5 protein-coding genes and 1 pseudogene are annotated in these 6,640 nt (G+C 63.8%); 4 read left to right on the top strand and 2 right to left on the bottom strand.

Annotated features, from left to right (window positions below):
* Together ACLBXN_RS23385 and gatC are read right to left on the bottom strand one after the other, a co-directional pair.
* Nucleotides 1–1,184, bottom strand: a pseudogene (locus ACLBXN_RS23385) (amidase family protein); the annotation flags it as partial.
* A 72-nt stretch (nt 1,185–1,256) separates the two neighbouring features.
* On the bottom strand, nt 1,257–1,556 hold the full coding sequence (gene gatC, locus ACLBXN_RS23380; protein ID WP_003070403.1) for an Asp-tRNA(Asn)/Glu-tRNA(Gln) amidotransferase subunit GatC: 300 nt from the start codon (nt 1,554–1,556) through the stop codon (nt 1,257–1,259).
* Between the two features lie 212 nt (nt 1,557–1,768).
* Here gatC and ACLBXN_RS23375 point away from each other — a divergent pair, with 212 nt between their 5' ends.
* The 4 genes from ACLBXN_RS23375 to mrdA all read left to right on the top strand — a co-directional run bounded on the left by ACLBXN_RS23375 (nt 1,769) and on the right by mrdA (nt 6,630).
* On the top strand, nt 1,769–2,812 hold the full coding sequence (locus ACLBXN_RS23375) for a rod shape-determining protein (protein ID WP_003059473.1): 1,044 nt from the start codon (nt 1,769–1,771) through the stop codon (nt 2,810–2,812).
* Between the two features lie 165 nt (nt 2,813–2,977).
* Nucleotides 2,978–4,003 carry a rod shape-determining protein MreC gene (gene mreC, locus ACLBXN_RS23370; RefSeq protein WP_043007416.1) on the top strand — a complete coding sequence of 342 codons (1,026 nt, stop codon included), beginning with the start codon at nt 2,978–2,980 and terminating at the stop codon, nt 4,001–4,003.
* Complete coding sequence (mreD, locus tag ACLBXN_RS23365; RefSeq protein ID WP_043007418.1) at nt 4,000–4,518, top strand: rod shape-determining protein MreD; 519 nt, start codon at nt 4,000–4,002, stop codon at nt 4,516–4,518. Before mreC ends, mreD begins: the two co-directional genes overlap by 4 nt.
* A gap of 159 nt (nt 4,519–4,677) precedes the next feature.
* Nucleotides 4,678–6,630: a penicillin-binding protein 2 gene (gene mrdA, locus ACLBXN_RS23360; RefSeq protein ID WP_447613737.1), complete on the top strand. Its 1,953-nt coding sequence runs from the start codon at nt 4,678–4,680 to the stop codon at nt 6,628–6,630.
* The last annotated feature ends 10 nt before the right edge of the window (nt 6,631–6,640 follow it).

Raw genomic sequence — 6,640 nt, 5'->3', positions numbered from 1 at the left:
GCGCCGGCGATGACGTCGCAGTCCTTGAAGGCGGCCTGGAAGTCGTCGGCAATCATGCGGCGGATCTTCTGCGCCTGCAGGTAGTAGGCGTCGTAATAGCCTTCGGACAGCACATAGGCGCCGATCATGATGCGGCGCTTGACCTCGTCGCCAAAGCCTTCGGCGCGGGTCTTTTTGTACATGTCGTTGAGGTCTTCGTACTTGGCGGCGCGGTGGCCGAACTTCACGCCGTCAAAGCGCGACAGATTGGACGAAGCCTCGGCCGGAGCCAGGATGTAGTACACGGGCACGGAAAGCTCGGTGCGCGGCAGGCTCACGGGCACCAGCTTGGCGCCCAGCTTTTCGTATTCCTTGAGCGCGGCGTCGACGGCTGTGCGGACATCGTCGGACAGGCCTTCACCAAAGAACTCGGCGGGCACGCCGATGCGCAGGCCTTCGATCGAATCGTTCAGCTTGGCTGTGAAGTCCTCGGCCGGGTAGTCCAGGCTGGTGGAGTCGCGGTCCAGATCGGGGCCGCACATCTCGGAGAGCAGCAGCGCGCAATCTTCGGCGCTGCGGCCCATGGGGCCGGCCTGGTCGAGGCTGGAGGCAAAGGCGATCATGCCGTAGCGGCTGGCGCGGCCGTAGGTGGGCTTGATGCCGGTGATGCCGCAGAACGAGGCGGGCTGTCGGATCGAGCCGCCGGTGTCGGTGCCGGTCACGGCCGGGGCCAGACGCGCGGCCACGGCAGCGGCCGAGCCGCCCGAGGAGCCGCCGGGCACGCGCTCGGCGTTCCAGGGGTTGCGCACGGGCTGGGCAGCATCAAAGCCCACGGGGGCCACGGCCGAGTTCTCATTGGCGCCGCCCATGGCGAACTCGTCGCAGTTGAGCTTGCCCAGGGTGACCACGCCGGCATCGGCCAGCTTCTTCACCACGGTGGCGTCAAAAGGCGACTGGTAGCCTTCCAGCATCTTGCTGGCGGCGGTGGTGGGGAAGTCCTTGGTGACGAAGATGTCCTTGTGCGCGATGGGCACGCCGGCCAGCTTGCCGCCCTTGCCTTCGGCAATCAGGACGTCTGCCGCCTTGGCCTGGGCCAGGGTGGTGTCTTCATTGATGGCGACAAAAGCGCCCAGGTTCTGGTGCTGCTTGGCGCGGGCCAGGAAATGCTGGGCGGCTTCGGTGGCCGAGACCTGCTTGGCGCGCAGTTGCGCGGCCAGCTCGGCCACGCTCAATTGGTGGAGTTCGGTTTGGCTCATGTTCTTGTGTGTCCCGCGCGTTTATTCGATGACCTTGGGCACGAGGAAGTAACCCTTCTCGGCTGCAGGGGCGTTCTGCATGTTGGCGTCGCGGTTATTGCCCTCACTTACCAAATCGTCACGTAGCCGTAAGGCAACGTCCTGAATGGCCGCCACCGGATGTGACAGAGGGCTGACGCCCGAAGTATCCACAGCCTGCATTTTTTCGACGATGCCGAAAAAGTTGTTTAGTTGCGCGAGCATGCGCTTACTTTCGTCTTGCGACAGCTCAAGGCGGGCCAAGTTGGCGATGCGCGCAATGTCTTGATCGTTCAATGCCATAGAAATTATTTAACAGGGCCGCCGCGTGTAAAGCAGTGTTTCTAACCCTGACAGTAGAAGTTATTCACAGGGGATACGGTATTATCTCGGCTTTGCCGCAATACCTCCGTTCGGCTGGTCATTGTGCAAAAAATGCCCACTACCCAGACTCCATTACCTTACATCCCGGCGACGGCTAGCCGATGCGCAAGCCGTGCCTGAGAGGACCCTGAATGTTCGGAGCTTTCCGTCGGTACTTCTCCACCGACCTTGCCATTGACCTTGGCACAGCTAACACCCTGATTTTCGCCCGAGACAAGGGCATTGTTCTGGACGAACCTTCGGTGGTTGCGATCCGTCACGAAGGCGGCCCCCACGGCAAGAAGGTGATCCAGGCTGTCGGCCGCGAAGCCAAGGCCATGCTGGGCAAGGTGCCCGGCAATATCGAAGCCATCCGTCCCATGAAGGACGGCGTGATTGCCGACTTCGTGATCACCGAGCAGATGATCAAGCAGTTCATCAAGATGGTGCATCCACGCTCGGTGCTGACCCCCAGCCCCCGCATCATCATCTGCGTTCCCTGCGGCTCCACCCAGGTCGAGCGCCGCGCCATCAAGGACGCCGCCGAAGCTGCAGGCGCCACGGCCGTGTACCTGATCGAAGAACCCATGGCAGCCGGCATCGGCGCGGGCCTGCCCGTGTCCGAAGCTTCGGGCTCCATGGTGGTGGACATCGGCGGCGGCACGACCGAAGTGGGCGTGATCTCGCTGGGCGGCATGGTCTACAAGGGTTCCGTGCGCGTCGGTGGCGACAAGTTCGACGAGTCCATCATCAGCTACATCCGCCGCAACTACGGCATGCTGATCGGCGAGCCCACGGCAGAACTGATCAAGAAGCAGATCGGCTCGGCCTTCCCCGGCTCCGAAGTCAAGGAACTGGAAGTCAAGGGTCGCAACCTGTCCGAAGGCGTGCCGCGCAGCTTCACCATCTCTTCCAACGAAGTGCTGGAAGCGCTGACCGATCCGCTCAACCAGATCGTTTCCGCCGTGAAGAACGCGCTGGAGCAGACGCCTCCCGAGCTGGGTGCCGACATTGCCGAACGCGGCATGATGCTGACCGGCGGCGGCGCGCTGCTGCGCGACCTGGACCGTCTGCTGGCCGAAGAAACCGGTCTGCCCGTGCTGGTGGCCGAAGAACCGCTGACCTGCGTGGTGCGCGGCTGCGGCATGGCACTGGAGACCATGGATCGCCAGGGCAGCATCTTCACCAGCGATTAATCGCTGTGCAATGTGGTGTTTTGCGGCACGCGGCATAGTGCGCGTACCGCAGCCACTTCCATGAACAGGGCCTGAGTCCGTGATACGCCTGCATACCGCGCTCTCTTTTTGCATTCCTTCTGAATGGGAAGGCCGTGCGCACACGGCCATGCCCAGGGAGCGCACATGAGCCTGGACACTCTGGACCACCGCGCTCCATCGCTGTTCAAGCAACAGGCCTCGCGCACTTCCCAGCTTGCCCTCTACAGCGCCTTGGCGCTGTTTTTGATGGTAGCCGACGCGCGTTTCAAGATCACCACCCCCGTGCGCTCCGCTTTGTCGGTGGCGCTGTCGCCCGTGCAATGGGTGGTGGCCCAGCCGGTGCTGGCCTATCAGAACGCCAGCCGCTATGCCGAAGTGCAGCAGCAGGCCGTGGCCCGCGAGGATGCTGCGCGCAAGGAGCTGGTCGTCATGGCTCAGCGTGCCGAACTGGCCGACGAGCTGATCAAGGAAAACGAACATCTGCGCTCCATGCTGGAGTTGCGCGAGCGCTCTTTGACGCCGGGCCAGGTGGCCGAGGTGGTCTATGACAGTCCCGACCCCTATACGCGTCGCGTGGTGATCGACAAGGGTCAGGCCGACGGGGTCGAGCCGGGCTCTCCCGTACTGGATGAAAAAGGCGTGATCGGTCAGGTCACGCGTGTCTATCCGACGCGCGCCGAGGTCACGCTGCTCATCGATCGCGATCAGGCCATTCCCGTTTTCAACCCGCGCACCGGTGCGCGCAGCGTGGCCTATGGCGATGCGTCTTCGACACGCGCCGGCGGTCTGGAGCTGCGCTTCATGCCCAGTAATGCCGATGTGCAGGTGGGCGATCTGCTGACCACCAGCGGTATCGACGGGCTGTACCCCTTGGGCCTGCCCGTGGCCAAGGTGGTGACGGTGGATCGTCGTGCCGACTCCGCCTTCACCCGCATCTATTGCGAGCCCGTGGGCCGCGTGCAGGGCGTGCGCCATGTGATGGTGCTCAAGCCTCAGGGGCGCACCGAGCATCCCGAGGCTGCCAATATGCAGGCCAAGGCCGATGCCGAGAAGGCCGACCGCGCAGCCAAGGCGCGCGGCAAGAAGGAAGCCGCCGCTGCCGAAAAGGAGAAGGCAGCCGCTGAGAAGGCGGGTACCAAGGCCGCGAAGCCCGCAAAGGATCCCGCATGATCATGCCGCGCGGCCAGCAGCTGTTGCTGCCGGTCAACCCTCTGTTCATCGTCGTCACCCTGGTGATCGGACTGGCCATCAATATGCTGCCGCTGGGCCGCATCGTCTGGCTGCCGGACATGCTCATGTTGCTGCTGGCCTTCTGGAGTCTGAATCAGCCGCAGCGCGTGGGCCTGGGCATTGCCTTTGCTCTGGGTCTGGTCATGGATGTGGACCGGGCCTCGCTGCTGGGCCAGCATGCACTGGCCTACACCTTGCTGGTCTTCGTGACGGGCTGGATGAGTCGTCGCCTGCTATGGTTCTCGAGCCCCGTGCAGGCTCTGCACCTGCTGCCGGTGTTTGCTGCCGCGCACGGTATCCAGGTGCTGCTGCGCATTGCGACGGGCGGCATTTTTCCCGGCCTGGAGTTTCTGATCGCTCCGGTGATCGAGACCTTGCTGTGGCCGGTGGTCAGCGTGCTGCTGCTGGCGCCGCAGCGCCGCGCGCCCGACAGCGATGAAAACCGCCCTCTGTGAGATGCATTCCCTCCTGAGCCGCTTTGCGCCTTCTTCCCTATCGCTTCGCGGGGGAGGACGACAGCCTCGCTGCGGGACGCCCCTTGCTCGCTGTCCTTGGGGTGAGGCACGCCGGTGGCGCAGCTCATGCGGGGCGGCTTTGTTTGCGGGTGTCGTCGCATGATGGAGATTCGTAACACCGAAGTCGAGCTGCAGCGCTTTCGCATGCGCGCAGTCGTCATGGGCTGCGTGGTGTTCCTGGCGTTCTGTCTGCTGGTCTGGCGCCTGCTGGTGCTGCAGGTGGAGCGCCATGAGGAGTTTGCCGAGCGCGCCGAGAGCAACCGCACGGCGGTGGTGCCCATCGTGCCCAATCGCGGCCAGATCCTGGACCGCAACGGCGTGGTGCTGGCCACCAATTACTCGGCCTATACGCTGGAGATCACGCGCTCCAAGGTCGAGGATCTGGACGAGACCATCGACGGGCTGTCCGAGGTCATGGAGATCACGCCGCGCGACCGGCGCAAGTTCAAGCGGCTCATGGATGACTCCAAGAGCTTCGAGTCCATTCCGATCCGCTCGCGCCTGACGGACGAGGAAGTCGCCAGGTTCGCGGCCCAGCGCTATCGCTTTCCGGGTGTGGACATCAAGGCGCGGCTGTTTCGCACCTACCCGCTCAAGGAAACCGGCAGCCATTTGATCGGATACATCGGTCGTATCAATCAAAGGGAAAAGGAAGAGATCGACGACTCCGACGATGCCGCCAACTACCGGGGCACCGAGGTCATGGGCAAGCTGGGCGCCGAAAAGAGCTATGAGCTGCAGCTGCACGGCCAGACCGGCTGGGAGGAAATGGAAACCTCGGCTGGCGGTCATGCAGTGCGTCGTCTGGGCAGTCGCCCCGCCACGCCGGGCCACAGCCTGCAACTGTCTGTGGACATCAAGCTGCAGAAGATGGTGGAAGACCTCTACGGCAACCGCCGCGGCGTGGCTATCGCCATGGACCCGCGCAATGGCGAGGTGCTGGCCATGGTCAGCAAGCCGACCTACGACCCGAACTTGTTTGTCGACGGTATCGATCAGGAGAGCTGGAAGGCGCTCAACGAATCGCTGGATCGTCCCTTGCTCAACCGCTCCATGCGCGGCACCTATCCCGTGGGCTCGACCTACAAGCCCTTCATGGGCCTGGCGGGCATAGAGACCGGCAAGCGCACGCCGGGCACGGTGATTCAGGACGGCGGCTCCTGGACTTTTGGCGGTCACACCTTCCGCTCCGGCCACGCGCTGGGGCCGGTGGATCTGGCACGCGCCATCCAGCATTCCAGCAATGTCTATTTCTACACGCTGGCCAACGAGATGGGCGTTGATGCGATTCACGACTTCATGAAGCCGCTGGGCTTTGGCCAGATCACCGGCATCGACCTGCCCGGCGAGGTGCGCGGCGTGCTGCCCAGCAAGGAGTGGAAGCGCAAGACCTACAAGCGCGCCGCGCAGCAGCAATGGTTTGCGGGCGAGACGATTTCCCTGGGCATCGGCCAGGGCTACAACAACTTCACCATCCTCCAGCTCTCGCATGCGCTGGCCACCCTGGTCAACAACGGCATGAGCTTCACGCCCCATGTGGGCAAGGAGCTGATCGACTCGGTCACCGGCACGCGCACGGCCATTGTCCAGCCGGCGCCCGTCAATCTGGGCTTCAAGCAGAGCAATGTCGATGCCGTCAAGCGCGGCATGGTGGGGGTGGTGACCGGCGGCACGGGACGCGGCGTCTTCGGCAGTGCCAGCTATTTGTCGGGCGGCAAGACCGGTACGGCCCAGGCCGTGAGCGTGGGCCAGAAGGAAAAGTACAACGCCGCGCGTCTGGCCGAGTACCAGCGCGACCACTCGCTCTATATCGCCTACGGTCCTGCGGAAGCACCCAGGATTGCCGTGGCCGTGATCGTGGAGAACGCCGGCTTTGGTGCGGCGGCTGCCGCGCCCATCGCGCGCCGTATATTGGACTACTGGCTGGTGGGCAACTACCCCAGCGAGGCCGATATCGCTGCCGTGCGCCAAGGCAAGGCTGGCGCACCGATTGGCACGCCGCGCCGCGTGGAAGATATCTCGGTGCTGTCTGACGACGAAACCGCACCCTGATAAATTGATA

Source organism: Comamonas sp. C24C (genome assembly GCF_053345995.1).
The sequence above is the reverse complement of the archived record's forward strand: the minus strand, read 5'-3'. Positions and strand labels throughout refer to the sequence as shown.

What these genes read in the sequence shown, in the direction of transcription:
- mreD (WP_043007418.1), top strand. Translation starts at nt 4,000, where the DNA reads ATGATCATGCCGCGCGGCCAGCAGCTGTTGCTGCCGGTCAACCCTCTG.
- ACLBXN_RS23375 (WP_003059473.1), top strand. Translation starts at nt 1,769, where the DNA reads ATGTTCGGAGCTTTCCGTCGGTACTTCTCCACCGACCTTGCCATTGAC.
- mreC (WP_043007416.1), top strand. Translation starts at nt 2,978, where the DNA reads ATGAGCCTGGACACTCTGGACCACCGCGCTCCATCGCTGTTCAAGCAA.
- mrdA (WP_447613737.1), top strand. Translation starts at nt 4,678, where the DNA reads ATGATGGAGATTCGTAACACCGAAGTCGAGCTGCAGCGCTTTCGCATG.
- gatC (WP_003070403.1), bottom strand. Translation starts at nt 1,556, where the DNA reads ATGGCATTGAACGATCAAGACATTGCGCGCATCGCCAACTTGGCCCGC.